This is a genomic window from Pedobacter suwonensis (assembly GCF_007833675.1).
Taxonomy (GTDB): Bacteria; Bacteroidota; Bacteroidia; order Sphingobacteriales; family Sphingobacteriaceae; genus Pedobacter; species Pedobacter suwonensis.
On record NZ_CP031708.1, the window covers coordinates 1,636,823 to 1,653,676 of the forward strand.

Annotated in this window: 14 protein-coding genes, 2 tRNA genes and 1 pseudogene; 9 read left to right on the forward strand and 8 right to left on the reverse strand. The window is 39.0% G+C overall.

Annotation, left to right across the window (positions count from 1 at the left end):
* Positions 1 to 368 precede the first annotated feature (368 nt).
* Positions 369 to 2,786 carry an outer membrane beta-barrel family protein gene (locus tag DV942_RS06715; protein ID WP_145856257.1) on the forward strand — a complete coding sequence of 806 codons (2,418 nt, stop codon included), beginning with the start codon at positions 369 to 371 and terminating at the stop codon, positions 2,784 to 2,786.
* A gap of 88 nt (positions 2,787 to 2,874) precedes the next feature.
* Here the strand turns inward: DV942_RS06715 and DV942_RS06720 are convergent, their stop codons facing one another.
* Positions 2,875 to 3,357 (reverse strand): GNAT family N-acetyltransferase, encoded by a 483-nt coding sequence (locus DV942_RS06720; RefSeq protein ID WP_145856259.1) that lies wholly within the window; start codon positions 3,355 to 3,357, stop codon positions 2,875 to 2,877.
* Between the two features lie 103 nt (positions 3,358 to 3,460).
* On the opposite strand from DV942_RS06720, the gene DV942_RS06725 reads away from it, so the two are divergent.
* On the forward strand, positions 3,461 to 3,736 hold the full coding sequence (locus DV942_RS06725) for a hypothetical protein (protein WP_145856261.1): 276 nt from the start codon (positions 3,461 to 3,463) through the stop codon (positions 3,734 to 3,736).
* 64 nt (positions 3,737 to 3,800) lie between these two features.
* Positions 3,801 to 4,403, forward strand: coding sequence for a hypothetical protein (locus DV942_RS06730; RefSeq protein WP_145856263.1), 603 nt, complete (start codon positions 3,801 to 3,803; stop codon positions 4,401 to 4,403).
* 68 nt (positions 4,404 to 4,471) lie between these two features.
* Here DV942_RS06730 and DV942_RS06735 read toward each other — a convergent pair whose 3' ends face one another.
* Positions 4,472 to 6,073 (reverse strand): S41 family peptidase, encoded by a 1,602-nt coding sequence (locus DV942_RS06735; protein ID WP_145856265.1) that lies wholly within the window; start codon positions 6,071 to 6,073, stop codon positions 4,472 to 4,474.
* Positions 6,074 to 6,435: 362 nt separating this feature from the next.
* Here DV942_RS06735 and DV942_RS06740 point away from each other — a divergent pair, with 362 nt between their 5' ends.
* Positions 6,436 to 6,858 (forward strand): SRPBCC domain-containing protein, encoded by a 423-nt coding sequence (locus DV942_RS06740; RefSeq protein ID WP_145856267.1) that lies wholly within the window; start codon positions 6,436 to 6,438, stop codon positions 6,856 to 6,858.
* A gap of 59 nt (positions 6,859 to 6,917) precedes the next feature.
* Here DV942_RS06740 and DV942_RS06745 read toward each other — a convergent pair.
* Positions 6,918 to 6,990, reverse strand: a tRNA-Phe gene (locus DV942_RS06745).
* A 232-nt stretch (positions 6,991 to 7,222) separates the two neighbouring features.
* Positions 7,223 to 7,295 (reverse strand) — tRNA-Phe (locus DV942_RS06750).
* A 228-nt stretch (positions 7,296 to 7,523) separates the two neighbouring features.
* Here DV942_RS06750 and DV942_RS06755 point away from each other — a divergent pair.
* Together DV942_RS06755 and DV942_RS06760 are read left to right on the forward strand one after the other, a co-directional pair.
* Positions 7,524 to 8,819: a 4Fe-4S dicluster domain-containing protein gene (locus DV942_RS06755; RefSeq protein ID WP_145856269.1), complete on the forward strand. Its 1,296-nt coding sequence runs from the start codon at positions 7,524 to 7,526 to the stop codon at positions 8,817 to 8,819.
* A gap of 110 nt (positions 8,820 to 8,929) precedes the next feature.
* Entirely contained in the window at positions 8,930 to 9,718 is a 789-nt protein-coding gene (locus DV942_RS06760; protein ID WP_145856271.1) for a (Fe-S)-binding protein, read from the forward strand.
* Between the two features lie 215 nt (positions 9,719 to 9,933).
* On the opposite strand, the gene DV942_RS23985 is transcribed toward DV942_RS06760, so the two are convergent.
* The 3 genes from DV942_RS23985 to DV942_RS06770 form a co-directional block, all read right to left on the reverse strand.
* Positions 9,934 to 10,062 (reverse strand): hypothetical protein, encoded by a 129-nt coding sequence (locus DV942_RS23985; protein WP_280525558.1) that lies wholly within the window; start codon positions 10,060 to 10,062, stop codon positions 9,934 to 9,936.
* A 105-nt stretch (positions 10,063 to 10,167) separates the two neighbouring features.
* Positions 10,168 to 11,568, reverse strand: coding sequence for an IS4 family transposase (locus tag DV942_RS06765; protein WP_145855910.1), 1,401 nt, complete (start codon positions 11,566 to 11,568; stop codon positions 10,168 to 10,170).
* Positions 11,569 to 12,061: 493 nt separating this feature from the next.
* Positions 12,062 to 12,547, reverse strand: coding sequence for a hypothetical protein (locus DV942_RS06770; protein WP_145856273.1), 486 nt, complete (start codon positions 12,545 to 12,547; stop codon positions 12,062 to 12,064).
* A 50-nt stretch (positions 12,548 to 12,597) separates the two neighbouring features.
* Between DV942_RS06770 and DV942_RS06775 the strand changes: the two genes are divergently transcribed.
* The 3 genes from DV942_RS06775 to DV942_RS06785 all read left to right on the forward strand — a co-directional run bounded on the left by DV942_RS06775 (position 12,598) and on the right by DV942_RS06785 (position 15,878).
* Positions 12,598 to 13,077 (forward strand): ABC transporter ATPase, encoded by a 480-nt coding sequence (locus tag DV942_RS06775; protein ID WP_145856275.1) that lies wholly within the window; start codon positions 12,598 to 12,600, stop codon positions 13,075 to 13,077.
* Between the two features lie 5 nt (positions 13,078 to 13,082).
* A complete protein-coding gene (locus DV942_RS06780; RefSeq protein ID WP_134203987.1) occupies positions 13,083 to 13,370 on the forward strand; it encodes a YciI family protein in 288 nt (95 codons plus the stop codon).
* Positions 13,371 to 13,466: 96 nt separating this feature from the next.
* Positions 13,467 to 15,878, forward strand: a complete 2,412-nt coding sequence (locus DV942_RS06785) for an AsmA family protein (protein WP_145856277.1) — start codon at positions 13,467 to 13,469, stop codon at positions 15,876 to 15,878.
* A 67-nt stretch (positions 15,879 to 15,945) separates the two neighbouring features.
* Here the strand turns inward: DV942_RS06785 and mtgA are convergent.
* Positions 15,946 to 16,673: pseudogene (mtgA, locus tag DV942_RS06790) on the reverse strand (monofunctional biosynthetic peptidoglycan transglycosylase).
* Positions 16,674 to 16,854 lie beyond the last annotated feature (181 nt).

Consider the following 16,854-nt stretch of genomic DNA (forward strand, 5'->3'; position numbering starts at 1 on the left):
ACAGATAACAGATATAGAATTCTATCAACTGGATAAAATTCATGGATATATTGAATGCCGATTGCCTTAAGGTAATTCCTTTTATAATTGCTCCGCCGTAAAAATATCCCAAAACAAGTACCCAGCAAACTATGTGAATGGAAATGATTTTGATTGTTTTCATGCACTAAAACTAGACAAAGCTTTTTTAACTGCCTATTTTCTTATTCCAAACGTGCAAATAATTATCCCAACCCGGGTAAATTAAGGATGAATGCCATTTATTCCCTAAAAATGGATTGGGATAATATTTTAAAGGGTTGGGATTATATAATTTCAAACAACTCACCAGCACATCATCTTTGAATCATCAATATAAAACAAACACAATGATGAACCTCTTTTTTAAATCTCTACTTCTTGTCCTATTTATTTTCAATTTTCAAACTACTCTTGCTCAAAACACTAAGGTATCAGGAACCATTACCGATAAAAGAAATAAAGCCCTTGATTATGCTTCAGTAGCCTTAATCCAGTTACCCGATTCTTCTCCGGTGACTTTACAGGTTACCAACCAGCAAGGTTTATACGAATTTAGTAATGTTAAACCAGGCAGATATCTTATTAAAGCTTTAATGATGGGTTATAGAAAAGCCCTGTCTGCACCATTTGAAGTAAAAGATATGGCCGTAAAAGTCCCATTAATTGTACTGGCAGATGAAACTCAAAACCTGAAAGAAGTAAATATTATATCAAAAATGCCCGTAATTGACCAAAAGGCAGACCGGGTGATTGTAAATGTAGAACAGATGAATACCGCTGGCGATAATGCATTGGAAGTAATCAGCAGGTCGCCAGGCGTAAAACTGGATAAAGACGATAACATCGTACTTAAAGGTAAAAAAGGCATTATTATAATGATTGATGGTAAGATGAGTTATATGACGGGCCTGGAACTGACCACTTACCTAAAATCATTGCCCGGATCTGTATTAAGCAAATTAGAATTAATTTCTAATCCCCCATCTTCTTTTGATGCCGCGGGTACAGCAGGCATCATTAATATCAAACTGAAAAGAAATAAAATGCAGGGATTTAACGGAAACATGAATCTGGGCGGTGGTTATGGGCGTTATGAAAAAGTTTTTGGAGGTACCAACCTGAATTACAATATCGGCAAGGTAAGTACTTATCTGCGCCTAGACGCCGGACATTATAACTCCTATAACAGGCTAACGTTAAACAGAACCATAGGCGATGAACAGTATAATCAGCTTAATTTTTGGCATCCGGTAACCAACAGCTTAAATTATTCTACCGGTGCCGATTATTTCATCAACGGGAAACATACATTAGGGCTGATGGTAAAAGGCTTCACGGCTCCTGAGGAAACAAAGGTTAATAGCAATTCGGTAAATTATAATGCTGTAGGTGCAAAAATGGGCAGTACATCAATGTTCAACCCACAAAGCAATACCGAAAAAAACCATGCATTTAACCTGAACTACCGTTTTAAAACGGATACACTTGGCGGAGAATTAGGCTTTGATGCTGATTATGTGAGGTTCGATAACACCAAAAACGAAACTTTTACCAATAATTATCTTGATGCAAATGAACAGCTGATCGACAATCCAATCGATTTGCGTAACAAAGGGATGGGAAACGTTTCTATCTATTCGATCAAGGCCGACTATAGCCTAAATTTTTCAAAAACATTAAAAATGGAAACCGGCTGGAAAAGCAGCTGGGTAGAATCGCAGAGCGATGTTCGTTTCGATTCGCTCAAAACCGCTGGCTGGATCACCGATCCCCGCAGAACCAACGCCTTTTCTTACAACGAAAACATTAATGCAGGTTATCTTTCCCTTGATCAAAATTTTAAAAACCTACAGATCAAAGCCGGTTTACGTGCAGAACAGACTTTAGGCAATGGCAGTTCTTCCGGTACCAATACCCTGATCAACCGAAAATACTGGAAGCTTTTTCCAACAGTTTTTGTATCCCTAAAACTCGACTCAAACAACCTGATAACAGCTGCATACCGTAAGAGTATTAACAGACCATCATACAGCAGCTTAAATCCGTTTACATTTTATTCCGATCCCTATACTGCCCTACAGGGAAATCCGTTACTACAGCCCTCTTACGCAAATAGTTTCGAATTGAATTATTCCATTAAAAACTTCAGGATATTGACTTTAAGTTATTCGGTTAACAATGGTTCGATATCGGAGGTGGTTTATCAGAACGATATTACGAAAGAAAGCATTTCCAGACCAGAAAACCTGAACCGTACCACAAACTTTTACATGGCAACGGGGAATCCTTTCGATATAACCAAATGGTGGAACAACAGTACCGAAGTTTCGGCGGGATTTAACCGAACCGAATCAGCTGTACAAGGTAACGGATTTAATGCTTTCTCCTGGAACTGGTCGGTGGTTATGGATAATACCATTACTTTACCTAAAAACTATAGCTTAACCACCTATGCCTTTTACGATTCCCCATCGGTTAATGGTCTTTTTCGTAACTTAGAAAGTTATCAGCTCAATATCGGTGTTAAAAAATTATTCTGGAATAAAAATGCCACACTGGCACTAAAAGTAAACGATATTTTTAACACTAGTAAATTCAGGGCAAACCTCGAGTACAACAACATTAAAACCTACTGGCAAAATGAATGGGAAAGTCGGAGGGTGAACCTAAGTTTCACTTATAAATTCGGAAATATGAAAATCAAAACCGCCCGCAAAAGACAAACCGGAACCAGCGAAGAAGAAAACAGGGTTGGCAAAAATTAAAAAAGAAGATAAAGCGTTAATCGGTTAATGGAGGTGAATTTATTCATTTATGCTATTAACCGATTAACCATTTCCAACAGTAAACCAGCTACAAAACCAGTAACATCCAAATATTACAGGCATAGTGGCCAGAATTACCCATCGGACCTGCGAGTTTTTTAAACCCAGCCTTTTCGTACATGGTGATGGCTTTGGCTAGTTCCGGAAAAGACTCCAGATAAATCTCATTATAACCAAATTGCTGAGCAGATTCTATGCTCTTTTCCATCAGCATCCTACCGATGCCTTTGCCACGTGAAGCTGGAAGGGCATAAAATTTTACGAGTTCAACACAGCCATCCGGCAGGCCATCTGTTGGATAAATGCCGCAGCCACCAATAATAGCTCCGTCTTCTTCCGCAAGCCAGTAAGCCGATTTAGGTTGCTCAAAAAGTGTGGACAATTCGTCGGTTGTCGGATCGGTATAAACAGTGCCTGGCCTGTCTACTTTAAATTCCCTTAACACCGTTCTGATCATTGAAGCTGTAGCAATATTATCTGCTGGTGTTATCTTCCTAATGGTTATGGCCATATCTTATCATTTTGTGCAAAATTAACAAACGACCAGTTGTTTTAAAATAAAAGCAAACAAAATACTATTGAATTCCATTATAACTATAAAACAGATTTATCCCATGGAAAATAAAAAAGCAATGACGCCAAACAGTGATCATCCGAAACCAACAGATGATGTACAACTGGAAATAGAAACCGTTACGCCTTCAACTGAAAAGGAAAAGGTTCAACCAAACGAACAAGAGCAAAAAACCAGAGAAGATGAAGTTGACGAAAGAGCAAAACCAGCTGATCAGGCTGAAAAAGCAGACATGACGGAAAAACCGGTTGAAAAAAGTAAAACAGACGATGAGGAAAAACGCGATGACATTGAAACCACTACCCCAAGCGCTTAAGTTAATTTTGGTTAAACCCATATTGTGGCTGAAATAGTTTTAGTATTTTGCCGTTATGAATGATATGAAAAATAAAGTATTGCTTTTCTTGTTGACCATAAGCATTTTTGGCTGCGGAATAAACAGGCAGGCACAACAGATAAAAGCCCTGGAAGACTGTACCTATAAAATTACCGGAGTAAAGCAGGTAACAATAGCAGGAACAGACGTAAAAAAATTAATGGATCAGCAAAGCTTCAGCCTAACCAGCTTACCAGGGGTGGCCTTAGGCTTGTTAAGAAAAGACATTCCTCTAAAAGCAAACCTGAATTTGGAAATAACCAACCCGTCAGGCAATTTAGCAGCCATCAACCAGTTTGAATATAAAATACTGGTTAATAATACCGATCTGGCAGAAGGCATTGTTAATCAAAATGTGAGCATTGCACAAGGTCAAACCGTTACTCTTCCGGTACAGTTGATGAGTAATATCTACGGATTGATTTCTAATGGGAATGTTTTTAACGACATCATAAAGGCGGCTCAAAAAGGATCATCATCAAAAGATGAAAAATTAGGCTTGTTAACTATTAAAATACGACCGACTTTTATGCTGGGCAGTACACCTGTTAAATACCCGGGCTATATTACCATTAACAAAGATATCAGCAGTAAAATACTGTTATAAATATGATCTTAAACAAAAAATGCCCGCTTAACATATTTAGTCAAGCGGGCATTTTTATTAAAGCTTCATTAAAATTTCTTGTGAGGTGTCATAACCATTCCTTTAAAGCCATTTGGATCCAGTTTTTCATCCAACTCCCTTAATTGAGCTATTGACAATTTGGGTACTGCTGTAGTGATTGTACTTAAACTGGATGTCTTTTTCGCCGTAATCACAAAATTGCCGTTCTTCGCATAAGTCAAAGCGTAATTCAGCAAAGTCTCGGTTTCATCGCCCCATGCCTTACTTAAATCCTCCGGCGATTCTTTATCAGCCGTAAGACCACTATAATAGCCACCTTCACCCAGTTTATTTTTGGTTTCAAATTCTGGGATATACATATCTACTTTGTCTATCCTGATGGGAAAGAAGCCCACTGGTTTACCATAAGTTGTTCTCCCGATTAACTTTACATCCATTACTGGTTTTAAGCTGTTAATGGTGAGTTCGCTGGCCGATGCAGTAGCGCCCGTTACGATGAAGTAAATTCTATTCAATGTTAAACTACCCGATTTTGCAAATTTTTCAACATTGTCTGCAGCTGTTGGCGAGTAATTTAAATCAGCATAGGTAGCATATTTTCCGTTTACCCCCGTGGTAAAAGTCTGCAATTTACCTGCATCATCCAACAGGGGTTGGTGCGCCAGAACTGAGGCTTTGCGCTGGGCAGTAGTAATGTTTTGCAAATAGTTATTATAATAAGAAGTAAACATCGTATTACCGTTTTCTCCTACTGGCGCCATCAGATTGATCATTTCAATAGCTGTAGAAACATAACCACCGCCATTATAGCGTAAATCAACAACTACTTCGCTTACGCCCTGCGTGGCAAAATTAGAAAAAACCGCATTTATGGCTGAAGAGGCATTATTTGTAAAACTATTAAATACAATGTAGCCCACCTTCTTTGTACCAACCGTATAAACATTTGTAAACAATATCGGATTAACCGTGTATATACCGCTTGTTACAACAGCTGTTTTCGGATTGCCGGCTAAATCATTAAATGCTAAAGTAACCGTAGCGTTTGCACCGAAAATAGCATTGTTTAAAAAATTAACCGCACCTGGATAGGTCAGATCGGTTCTTCCGTTTACGCTGGTTATCCTACAACCCCGTGTTAAACCCTGCAATGCCGCTGACGAGTTTGGATATACGTATTTTACCCTTAAATCTGTAGTGCTATCATAATTATACTGAACAGAAAAACCATAATCATTTGCCGAGCCATTTACATCGGCTTTAAGCGCCCCTGTTTTGCCTGTTGTGGCTGCCGTATAATCGAAAAATGAATATTTGGGTTCACCAGAATTGCTTACATATTCATATGGTTTGCCTGTCGACGGATCTACGGAATACTGCGTCAAAGCATATAGTTCAGCCTCATTCGAACTGAATCTCCTTGGATTAAATACCTCATAGGTTGGTAGCGAAGTATTCCAGTAATAAAGTTCCTTACCGTATAAAAATATAGAATCTTTGGTCAGTTCATCCCGCGTTCCGCTAGGTGTTGTGACAACAGGGGGTGTTTCAGGCTCTTCAGGCACCGTACTGCTTTTTTTGCAGCCACTTATGGCTATAAAGCTTAAAAAGCTTAATGCGGCCAGATGAAGGAATTGCTTATTTCTCATAGAAGTTATCGTGGTATAATGTTCAATATACGTATTGGGCAATGTTAGGGTTGTTCCAAAATAAACTTTTATCTATCCACAACTCCTTCCCATGCAGAATATTGTGTACTCATGCCCAGCTATTGATGAACTACGTAAATCTACCGATTAAATTACTTTCCACAACGATAATTATTAAATTTAGAAAGATATTTTAAAGAGGTACCAAGAAGTTATCCCTTATGCCCCCTAAATTGTCGCCTTTGCACCGCTATAATCAGGCCGTTTAGTTGCAGATTTGAGCTAACAAATTAATAGTCAACCATACTGAATACATTCTTAATTAAATTTAGTAAAGAATCACAAAACTTAAACTTCAACTTATGAGAAAAACTCAATTTAAAATCACGATTAATGCTCCGAGAGAGAAAGTTTGGGAGGTACTTTTTGGTTTAAAAACTTACCCCGAATGGACCGCTGTATTTGCTGAAGGATCGCAAGTGGAAACCGACTGGAAAAAAGGAAGCCGGGCCATTTTTGGAGATGGCAAAGGAAATGGGATGCTTGCGGTGATCCACGAAAACATACCCAATCAACACCTGTCTATCAAACATATTGGCGAAATCAGAGATGGTAAAGAAGCATTGCACAATTGGGGCGAAGCTTTCGAAAATTATACCTTGAACGAAAAAAATGGCGAAACTGAACTACTGATCGATATGGATATGGTTGAAGAATGGGTAGAATTTTTTCAGGAAACATGGCCAAAAGCTTTAGCAAAAGTAAAAGAAATAGCCGGGCGATAAGATTTACAGAAACATATTAAAACCAAAAAAGCCTTTCATTACTGAAAGGCTTTTGGAAGTGGTGCCACCTGGATTCGAACCAGGGACACAAGGATTTTCAGTCCTTTGCTCTACCGACTGAGCTATGGCACCATCCGTTTGGGATTGCAAATGTAGTGTTCTTTTTCTCAAATCCAAAAAAGGATTTCAGTTTTTTTTATACAAACGCAAAGATAAAACGTCAACTTTTTGATAAGCAGAAAGATATATTACAAATATTTTTATTCATTTATGTAAAATTCTTTGTGCCAGGGAATATGTATTTCGTATTTCAAAAACCGTCAAAAACCAAAAAAGCCTCTCATTTCTGAAAGGCTTTTGGAAGTGGTGCCACCTGGATTCGAACCAGGGACACAAGGATTTTCAGTCCTTTGCTCTACCGACTGAGCTATGGCACCATCCGTTTGGGATTGCAAATGTAGTGTTCTTTTTTCAAAAGCAAAATTTTTTTTCCATTATTTAACTGTAAAGCTGATTATCAATTAATTAATTTTCAATTTTTCAAAATCTATAAGATCATCTCTGCTTAGAATGAATACAAACAAAAATTTTTTGCCTTTTTTTTATGCATGCATAGTAATTTATTTGGATTAATATCCTATTTTAGCATTACAATCTAATATTGCATGGTAGCACAGATCATTTTTCTAGTACTTACACTTGCAGCAATTGCGCTGTTTACAGTTAACCTGCGTAAAATAATTCGCAATATCCGCCTTGGCAAACCGGTAAATCGACAAGATCAACCGCAAAAAAGATTATTAACCATGCTTCGGGTGGCTTTTGGGCAGTCTAAAATGGTTGTTCGCCCTATCCCTGCCTTTCTACATTTTTTTGTTTACATCGGCTTCGTCATTATCAACATCGAAGTATTGGAGATCATGATTGACGGGTTATTCGGCACTCATCGTATTTTTAACGGTTTGGGCGGTGTATATAATTTTCTGATCGGGTCTTTCGAAATCCTGGCCTTTACCGTTTGGGTTTCCTGTGCTATTTTTCTGGTACGCAGGAATATTCTGAAAATCAAACGCTTTAGTGGCGTAGAGATGAAAAGCTGGCCAAAATCTGATGCCAACTATATCCTCATCACCGAAATTTTATTAATGAGTGCTTTCCTGTTCATGAATGCAGCAGACGCAAAACTCCAGCTTATGGGCGCCAGCCATTATGTTACTGCTGGTGCATTTCCGGTAAGCCAGTATTTAATGAATATTTTACCAGCATCAGAAAGTGCCCTGGTCATGATAGAACGCAGCTGTTGGTGGTTTCACATTATAGGTATCCTGGCCTTTCTAAATTACCTGCCCTATTCAAAACATTTCCATATTCTTTTTGCCTTTCCAAACACCTATTTTTCCAATCTGGAACCTAAGGGGGAGTTTACCAATATGGCTTCGGTTACCAATGAGGTAAAAGCAATGCTAGATCCTTCTTTTGTACCGGCAGAAACAGAAGCAGGTAAATTCGGTGCAAAAGACGTAACTGATTTAAGTTGGGTAAACCTGATGAATGCCTATACCTGCACTGAATGTGGAAGATGTACTTCGGTATGTCCTGCAAATATTACGGGCAAACTTTTATCGCCAAGAAAAATTATGATGGATACCCGCGACCGGATCACCGAAGTGGGCCAGAACATTGATAAACACGGTGCAGAACACCAGGACGGAAAATCCTTATTGGACGATTACATCAGCAGGGAAGAAATCTGGGCCTGCACCAGCTGCAATGCCTGTGTTGAAGCCTGTCCGGTAAATATTGATCCCTTACAGATTATTATGGAGCTCCGCCGTTTTGCTGTGATGGAAGAATCGCAGGCACCAGGCAGTATTAATGCGATGCTGGGCAACATTGAGAATAACCAGGCCCCTTGGAAATACTCCCCTGCTGATCGTTTTAACTGGGCGCAAGAGAGTTAGCGGTTTTCAGTTAGCAATTCGCAATTGGCAGTTTTCAGTTAGCAAAAATTAAATAATTACATGAAGTCTTGATACCCGATACTTCATACTTGATACTAGATAATAGACAAATGGAATTTAAAGTCCCTACTATGGCCGAGTTAATGGCCGCAGGTGAAGAACCGGAAATATTATTTTGGGTAGGCTGTGCCGGAAGTTATGATGAAAGAGCGCAGAAAATTACCCGCGACATTTGTAAGATCTTACATCATGTAGGCATTAAATATGCGGTTTTAGGAACAGAAGAGAGTTGTACCGGTGATCCCGCTAAAAGGGCTGGTAATGAATTTCTTTTCCAAATGCAGGCCATTGCCAATATTGAGGTATTGAATGCTTATAACGTCAAAAAAATTGTTACAGGCTGCCCGCATTGCTTCAACACCATTAAAAACGAATATCCGGGTTTAGGTGGCGCTTACGAAGTGATCCACCATACGCAATTGATACAGGATTTGATTAACGAGGGCAAACTGAAAGCCGAAGGTGGTGAAAGTTTCAAAGGCAAAAAAATTACTTACCACGATCCATGTTACCTAGGCCGGGGGAATGGAATTTACGAAGCGCCCAGAAAAGCTTTAGAGGTACTTGATGCGCAGCTGGTAGAAATGAAACGCTGCAAAAGCAATGGGTTATGTTGCGGTGCCGGCGGTGCCCAGATGTTTAAAGAACCAGAAAAGGGAAATAAAGACATCAACGTAGAACGTATTGACGAGGCTTTAGAAACCGGGCCACAGGTTATTGCCGCAGGATGTCCATTCTGTATGACGATGCTAAGTGATGGTGTTAAATTAAAAGATAAAGAACAGGAAGTGAAGGTATTGGATATTGCGGAGATTACGGCAAGGGCAAACGGACTTTAACCATTGTTGAACCTACGTAACGAAGCTGTATCATTAGCGTAATTGTCATCCCAGGGGTTAGGTTTTGTCATTCCTACCCCGATTTGTACCCTTTTAATACTCATTAGCACTAATTCAAAACAAAAAATTAATGAGTAATCTTAATGCAAATGTTTTAAGATACCCGCCTTCGCGAAGAATGACGCCCAGCGAGACTGCGCTCCTAAAACAAACAATTATCTTAAAATTATCCCCTGCTGCTTTATTTCCAGGAAAGCAATTGCAGTTCTCCATAGGCTAATTTCTTCCCGCTCTACTCCTGCCATGAAAAATGGCATCCGTTCGATCAGGTTTAATTTACTCATTTTTTGCTACTATGTTGGTTTTCCGTACAACAGGCCCAAGTTCATAGCCCTGATCGGAGCGGGCATCCCCCGATCCTTCATCCTACCGTGTTGACACATCTTTTGCTAAGTTTCAGGGATATTTTTGATTCTCCATCCAATATTTATTTCAGCGAATTTTTGTAGACCAATCCATAATGTTGTTATTCCAGGCGGTCTTTCGCTTGCATAGCCTTTCCAGCCCCCCAGTCTGGCTATTGTCCAAACATGTCTTTTTAGGCTCTGCTTTTTATATAGATTTTTTTGTTTTTCAGTTTTTCCCTCCAATATTTTGATAAGATCTTCGCTGCACTCCTGTTCCTGTTTGGAAAAGCAGCTTTCGGCACAGAGGCCTTCTTCCTCTGGAACAGCATATGAGAGCTGCATCATAAAAAGCTTTAGTATCACATCCAACATTAGAAGGCTTAATTTCCTAATACTCTGACCATATTCGAGTTCGCTGGCCTCAATATTGAATCCTTCTTTTTTTAATATCCTAAAAACTTCTTCTATAGTCCAACGCCAGCTGTACCACTCTATACAACATAACGCCATATCAATATTTTCTAAAGGTATTGTCGTTAAGATCCTCCAACAAACAGGGTTGTTGCAGCCTTTTGATACTTTCTCCTTTGCCTCGATATAGAATAGCTTAACCGTATCGGGGCTTTCTTTTGAACTTGTGCCGGTTCTTTTGATCTCAACCTCTTTATACCTTACTTCTATATCGGCTATTCGGGTAGATCTCTTCTTTCTCTTATCGCCCTCAACCTTAATCTGATAACTGCCCTGGGCAGGGTGACCATCAAACACGTCGAAAAGCTTTGTTTTATCCGTAAGGGTACGGTTGGTGCTTGCCCGCACCAGCAAATCCGTTCTTTCATCGGGTATGCAGGAAAACTGTTCATAAATATCGCCTTCCCTATCCTGTACAATAATGATGGATTCAGCTTCTTTCAAAGCCTCTTTGCTCTTCTTGGACGATTCTATCCATTTATATGACTCCTTTTCCTGTATGGGAAGCGTGCTGTATTTACGCACATGTTTATTGACCCGAACCTCGGGCCTATTCCAAATTTTGATATAGGAAAAGCCATAGGGAACACAGCTTTGGGCATCCACAACCAGGGATGGATGGAGTAAATAGCCCAAACCTTGGAATTTTGCATTGGTAGTACCTAAACTACCATCTTTTTGCAATCGGTTTCTATGTTTGTACATATTGATTTCTGTACTATCCTGGATGCATAAGACTGTTTTTCCCTTGCAACTTACTCCACAACGGGAGGATATATCGGAAATGATGCTATCTTCTTCAACCCGCTCATTCTTCAGGAATCTATAAAAACCTTTTGCCTGTGAAAGGCTATCGGACAGTTGGCGTATGGAATGGACACCTTTGGTAAACAAATTATTTATAACCTCGACACAACGGTTATTTAAACGCTTGTCTGGAAAACAATCTCTATACCCATTTGATAATAACATCTACAAAACTAAAAATATTTGTGTCCACACGGTAGGATCCTTCATCGGGATAAAGCGGAGAGCAGGAATAACTTTAAAAAAAGCGAATGACATTGCGCTCCAAAAAACGATCAACAATTCTAATTTTTATTTATTAATTTTTGACCAACAAGAGGTTTAGTGCTTCCTTACTTTTCAGGAAAGCAATTGCAGTTATCCATAGGCTAATTTCTTCCTGCTCTACCTCCTGCCATGAAAAATGGCATCCGTTCGATCAGGTTTAATTTACTCATTTTTTGCTACTATGTTGGTTTTCCGTACAACAGGCCCAAGTTCATAGCCCTGATCGGAGCGGGCATCCCGGCTTTTCGCCGGGATAAAGCGTAGAGCAGGAATAACTTAAAAAAAGCGAATGACACTGCGCTCCAAAAACAATCAAAAATCTTTACATCGCCATTTAACTCATGTTTATTCTTTCAAAGCAATTGTAATATCACCAATATTAATTCTTTACCTATGGCTTCTGAAGAATCGAAACCGCTGCATTAATTTTATTCAGGTTATCGCGGATCAGGTTTAAATCTTCGGCTTCAATATTTTTTAATGGAATAATAATCTGTGTCGCCATCGAGTCTACATCACCTCCCCTGTCTTTATAAGTCTGCACAATCACATCATCACCCCTGGTATGGATATATAATTTTCCTGCGGTGGTTGTGCCATAATAGTCCATATCTTTAAATTTCGACAGCTTAAATGCGAAATACTCCGTTTTACCGTTATTAAAATATCGCTTGTACCTGCAAAAGCCGTTGTTGGTAACATTTAATTCGTAGCGTTTTATCCGGTCACTTTCCTGGCCGCTATCGTAGTGGTCGGTAAAGGTTTTTTGAAGATAGCTGGCACATTGCTCCATGGATTCGGGGTCAGAAAAAGAGCATAAAAACAGACAAGAAGCCGAAATAAGGGATATTTTCAAGCAGCATGTAAACTTTTTCATCGGGCTAGCGTTTTTAACACAGCAATTTAATTAAAATCGTAAATTTGTATATGAGTTTTTCTCCACAATCAAGAGTTTGGATATACCAAAGCGATCGCAAATTTACTTCAGGCGAAGAAACTGAGATCTTAAACAAGCTAACCGCCTTTACTAACCAGTGGAAAGCACATGGAAATGAGTTATTAGCCAAGGCAGAAATACGCTATGGCTTTTTTATCATTCTGATCGTTGATGAGCGTAGGGCTGGCGTTACCGGCTGCTCTATTGATAGCTCTGTTCGGTTAATGAAAGAAATTGAACAGGAATACCATGTGGATCTTTTTAACCGCTTCAATATTGCCTATAAAGTAAATGGAGAGGTAGTGGTAAACAACAAAGAGGACTTTGAAACTTTGGTAAATATTAAACAGGTTACGCCAGAAACTACCGTATTCAACAATATGGTACAAAACCTGGCCGAGCTGGAAACGAAGTGGGAAGTTCCCTTTAAAAACAGCTGGCATTCTACCGTTTTTGCGCATTTGTTATAAGTATTATGTTTATTGTTGATCTGAAATATATTGTTCCTTTAGAAGAACTGGATGAGCATATGGGGGCACATGTTCGGTACCTTAAAAAATATTATAAACAGAACGTTTTTGTGGCCTCGGGCAGAAAGGTTCCGCGAACCGGTGGAATCATTTTGGCACTTGCCAAAGATGAGGCTGAATTAAAGAAAATCCTGATGGAAGACCCCTTTTATAAACACCGTTTGGCCGATTTCAAGATCACTCATTTCCTCACATCACAATACCACCCGGATCTGGAATCTCTTCTGGGCTAACTGATTGATAATAGCTGTTACTATTACAGCTATTTTTATGTTAGCCAAACAATTAGCTGGCAAAAAACATTATATTGGTTTAATCAAATCTTGTTTATGAAGCGCTGGCTTAAAATCTCTTTAAAAATTGTATCGGTTTTAGTTGTACTGATTATATTAACCTGGCTGGCGGGTGCTTTTTACATCAGCAGAAATAAAAAAGAAGTATTGGCTTCTATCCTCTCGCAATTAAATAAAAACTTAAACGGACAGATTACCGCCAGCAGCATGGAGCCTACGCTTTTGAAAAGCTTTCCGGGGGTTTCTGTTTCTTTGAATGGCGTTTTGTTAAGGGATAGCCTGTGGGCGCAGCACAAACACGACCTGTTAAAGGCACAGGATATTGATGTATCTTTAAACATACTCTCCCTTATTACAGGCAACATCAATATCAGACAGATTTCCATTAACAATGCTTCCATTTACATCTATACTGATTCAACAGGCTATAGCAATACCAGTATCTTTAAAAGCAAACCTAAAACAGATAAAAAATCGTCAACGAAATCTTCAGCACTTGAGTTGAAAAAAATTGATTTTAACAAGGTGAGTTTGGTTTTAGATAATAAGAAAAGATTTAAGCTGTTTAATTTTAATATTGATCAGATTAAGGGCAGGATGGAATATCCGGATAGCGGCTGGACAAGTAACATTAAGTTAATAACCAAAGTAAACAGTTTTGCCTTTAATACCCGAAAAGGTAGCTTTTTGAAAGATAAAACCCTGGAAGGCACTTTAAATGCACATTATAGCAGAGATCTGGATGCGATAATCCTGAGTCCCGAAATCCTTAACATTGGTGGTCACCCTTTTAAAATTGGCGCCAAAATAGAACTCGCAAAATCTGCTTTTGCCATTAGCATTGCTGTTGATGATATCCTCTTCAGAGACGTTGCTTTACTCTTATCACCCAACATTTCTTCCAAACTGCTAAAATTTGGAATTGAAAAACCGATCAATATCCGCGGAAATATTGTTGATGACGGATCAGGAAAATATGGAGATCCTTTGATCAATGTAGGCATAACCGTGAGGGATAATGTGGTTTCCATCCCGGCGGGTAAACTAACGGCGTGTAATTTCGATGGTTCATTCACCAACCGCGATACCGTTGGCGGCATTATTGGCGATGAAAACTCGTCCATCAAATTTCACAGGCTTACGGCAAAATATTTTAATGCACCGCTTAAGATCGATACGTTTACAGTTAACAATCTCTCCCGCCCTATTGCAACCGGATTGGTTACCTCGCAATTTCCACTAACGAACTTAAACCATTCATTGGGTACGAACGACTTCGATTTTAAAAGCGGAACAGCCGACTTAAGGCTTTATTGCAAAGCCGATATTGATAATTTCAGGTTCACCAAACCGGTGGTTTCCGGTAAAATACGAATTGCAGACGCCGATATCGTTTATATCCCAAGAAAACTTCATTTAGTAAAGAGCGCTTTAAATATCGATTTTAACCAAAATGATTTATCCATACAAAATGGGCATTTTCAACTGGGCAAAAGTGAGTTGAATGTGAGCTGTAGTATCGCCAATTTTGCCAACCTATACTACACAGCACCTGAAAAAATATTGGTGAACTTAAAAATGTCGAGCCCGCAGCTTTACCTAAAAGAGTTTTTACCTTTCTTAGGTCCGAGAACGGCTAAGAAAAAATCGGGCAGCAATAAACAAGTTGTTTCGAAAGAACTAAGCAATGTGCTGGAACTTTCTAAAATGGATATCCGCTTAACGGTAGATAAAGCCATTTATGATCATTTTCTGGCCAAAAATCTTGACGCCAACATTTCGCTACGTGGCGGAGGCATATTCTTTAACAAAATCAGTGTAATGCATGCAGGAGGTCAGTTATCCCTAAATGGAAATATTATGCAGGAAGCAGCATCAAATAGTTTTAAGGTCAACTCAAAGATCAGCCATGTAAGCGTGAAAGATTTTTTCTATTCGTTTGATAACTTCGGTCAAAATACCATTACCAATAAAAATTTAAAAGGTTACTTATCATCGTTGGTTAACATTTCGGGAAGAATATCGCACGCAGGAAAAATTCTTCCGCGATCAATCAATGGTAAAGTGGTATTTAACCTGAACAACGCTGCCCTGGTTAATTTCGAGCCGATGGTTAAGGTAGGTAAATTTGCTTTTGCCAACAGAAACCTGTCAAACGTGGAGATCAAAAATCTTGATGGAACCCTTAATATCCGTGGCGATAAGGTAGAAATCAGTCCGATGCAGATCAACTCCAGTGCTTTAAACTTTAATGTAAAGGGTATTTATGCTTTGGGTACCGGTACAAATGTTCAGATGGACATTCCACTCAGAAATCCAAAGGGAGATGAAAACCTAACCAGATCAGAAAGAAGAGAAGCCCGTATGCGTGGCATCGTGTTGCACCTGAAAGCCATTGACGACGAAAAAGGCGGAATAAAAATCAGGTGGAACAAAGATCATGACTAGTGTTAGTCCATAGTCTCAAGTCCTAAGTCGAAAAATGGACTGAAGACTCAGGACTTTAGACTTCAGACTAAAAATCAAGCGGTCCCAACCTGTTCATATTTCTTAAAATCAGGTATTGACGGTGCCTGATGTATGGAGTTGCATTTTGAGGCGTCCATCTTCTGGGGTTTGGAAAACAGGAAGCAATTAAAGCAGCTTGTTTTTTGGTTAATTTTGTGCACGATTTGCCATAATACTCCCGGGCGGCAGCTTCGGCACCATAAATCCCGTCGCCCATTTCAATAACGTTCAGGTAAACTTCTAATATTCGCTCTTTGCTCCAGAACAGTTCTATCAATAACGTAAAATAAGCTTCAAAACCTTTTCTGATCCACGATCGGCCAGGCCAAAGAAAAACATTTTTAGCAGTTTGCTGCGAAATGGTACTTCCACCTTTTATCTTCTTCCCTTTAGCATTACTCGCAAAAGCTTTTTCAATGGCTTTCATATCAAAACCGATATGGGTTAAAAAAAGCTGATCTTCTGCAGAAACGGCAGCCCTTTTCATGTTATCAGAAATATCATCAAATTTTACCCATTTTTTTCTGTCTTAAAAGGTTTTCCATCTGCTTTACGCTCAATATTCCGCAGTACCATTAAAAGGGTAATAGGCGGGTTGATGAAGCGAAGGGCAATGACCCAAAATACAGAAACCAATAAAAAATATATAAATACTTTTGTAGCCACGTTAGTAATCCTCTTGAGCAGGGGATGTTTTGCTTTGCCTTTGGTCTTGGTTGCCCGTGTTTTTGCCATGGGTACAAAGGTAACTAAAGAGACGGAAATGACATTGTCAATAATAGTCTTAATTATAACGATAATAATCATCACCAAAGGCACATGACAGCAATTATTTTATACCAGACTTAACTTATAACCGATAAATAAGTTTGTTTATGTATTTTAGTCACGTGACTGTGAATTAACCATTCTCGAT

Bases quoted from the DNA above. Each gene is read 5' to 3' on its own strand.
- DV942_RS06720 (WP_145856259.1), bottom strand. From the start codon at position 3,357: ATGGCCATAACCATTAGGAAGATAACACCAGCAGATAATATTGCTACA.
- DV942_RS06740 (WP_145856267.1), top strand. From the start codon at position 6,436: ATGAGAAAAACTCAATTTAAAATCACGATTAATGCTCCGAGAGAGAAA.
- DV942_RS06785 (WP_145856277.1), top strand. From the start codon at position 13,467: ATGAAGCGCTGGCTTAAAATCTCTTTAAAAATTGTATCGGTTTTAGTT.
- DV942_RS06715 (WP_145856257.1), top strand. From the start codon at position 369: ATGATGAACCTCTTTTTTAAATCTCTACTTCTTGTCCTATTTATTTTC.
- DV942_RS06775 (WP_145856275.1), top strand. From the start codon at position 12,598: ATGAGTTTTTCTCCACAATCAAGAGTTTGGATATACCAAAGCGATCGC.
- DV942_RS06765 (WP_145855910.1), bottom strand. From the start codon at position 11,568: ATGTTATTATCAAATGGGTATAGAGATTGTTTTCCAGACAAGCGTTTA.
- DV942_RS06770 (WP_145856273.1), bottom strand. From the start codon at position 12,547: ATGAAAAAGTTTACATGCTGCTTGAAAATATCCCTTATTTCGGCTTCT.
- DV942_RS06735 (WP_145856265.1), bottom strand. From the start codon at position 6,073: ATGAGAAATAAGCAATTCCTTCATCTGGCCGCATTAAGCTTTTTAAGC.
- DV942_RS06755 (WP_145856269.1), top strand. From the start codon at position 7,524: ATGGTAGCACAGATCATTTTTCTAGTACTTACACTTGCAGCAATTGCG.
- DV942_RS06760 (WP_145856271.1), top strand. From the start codon at position 8,930: ATGGAATTTAAAGTCCCTACTATGGCCGAGTTAATGGCCGCAGGTGAA.
- DV942_RS06725 (WP_145856261.1), top strand. From the start codon at position 3,461: ATGGAAAATAAAAAAGCAATGACGCCAAACAGTGATCATCCGAAACCA.
- DV942_RS06780 (WP_134203987.1), top strand. From the start codon at position 13,083: ATGTTTATTGTTGATCTGAAATATATTGTTCCTTTAGAAGAACTGGAT.
- DV942_RS23985 (WP_280525558.1), bottom strand. From the start codon at position 10,062: ATGAGTAAATTAAACCTGATCGAACGGATGCCATTTTTCATGGCAGGA.
- DV942_RS06730 (WP_145856263.1), top strand. From the start codon at position 3,801: ATGAAAAATAAAGTATTGCTTTTCTTGTTGACCATAAGCATTTTTGGC.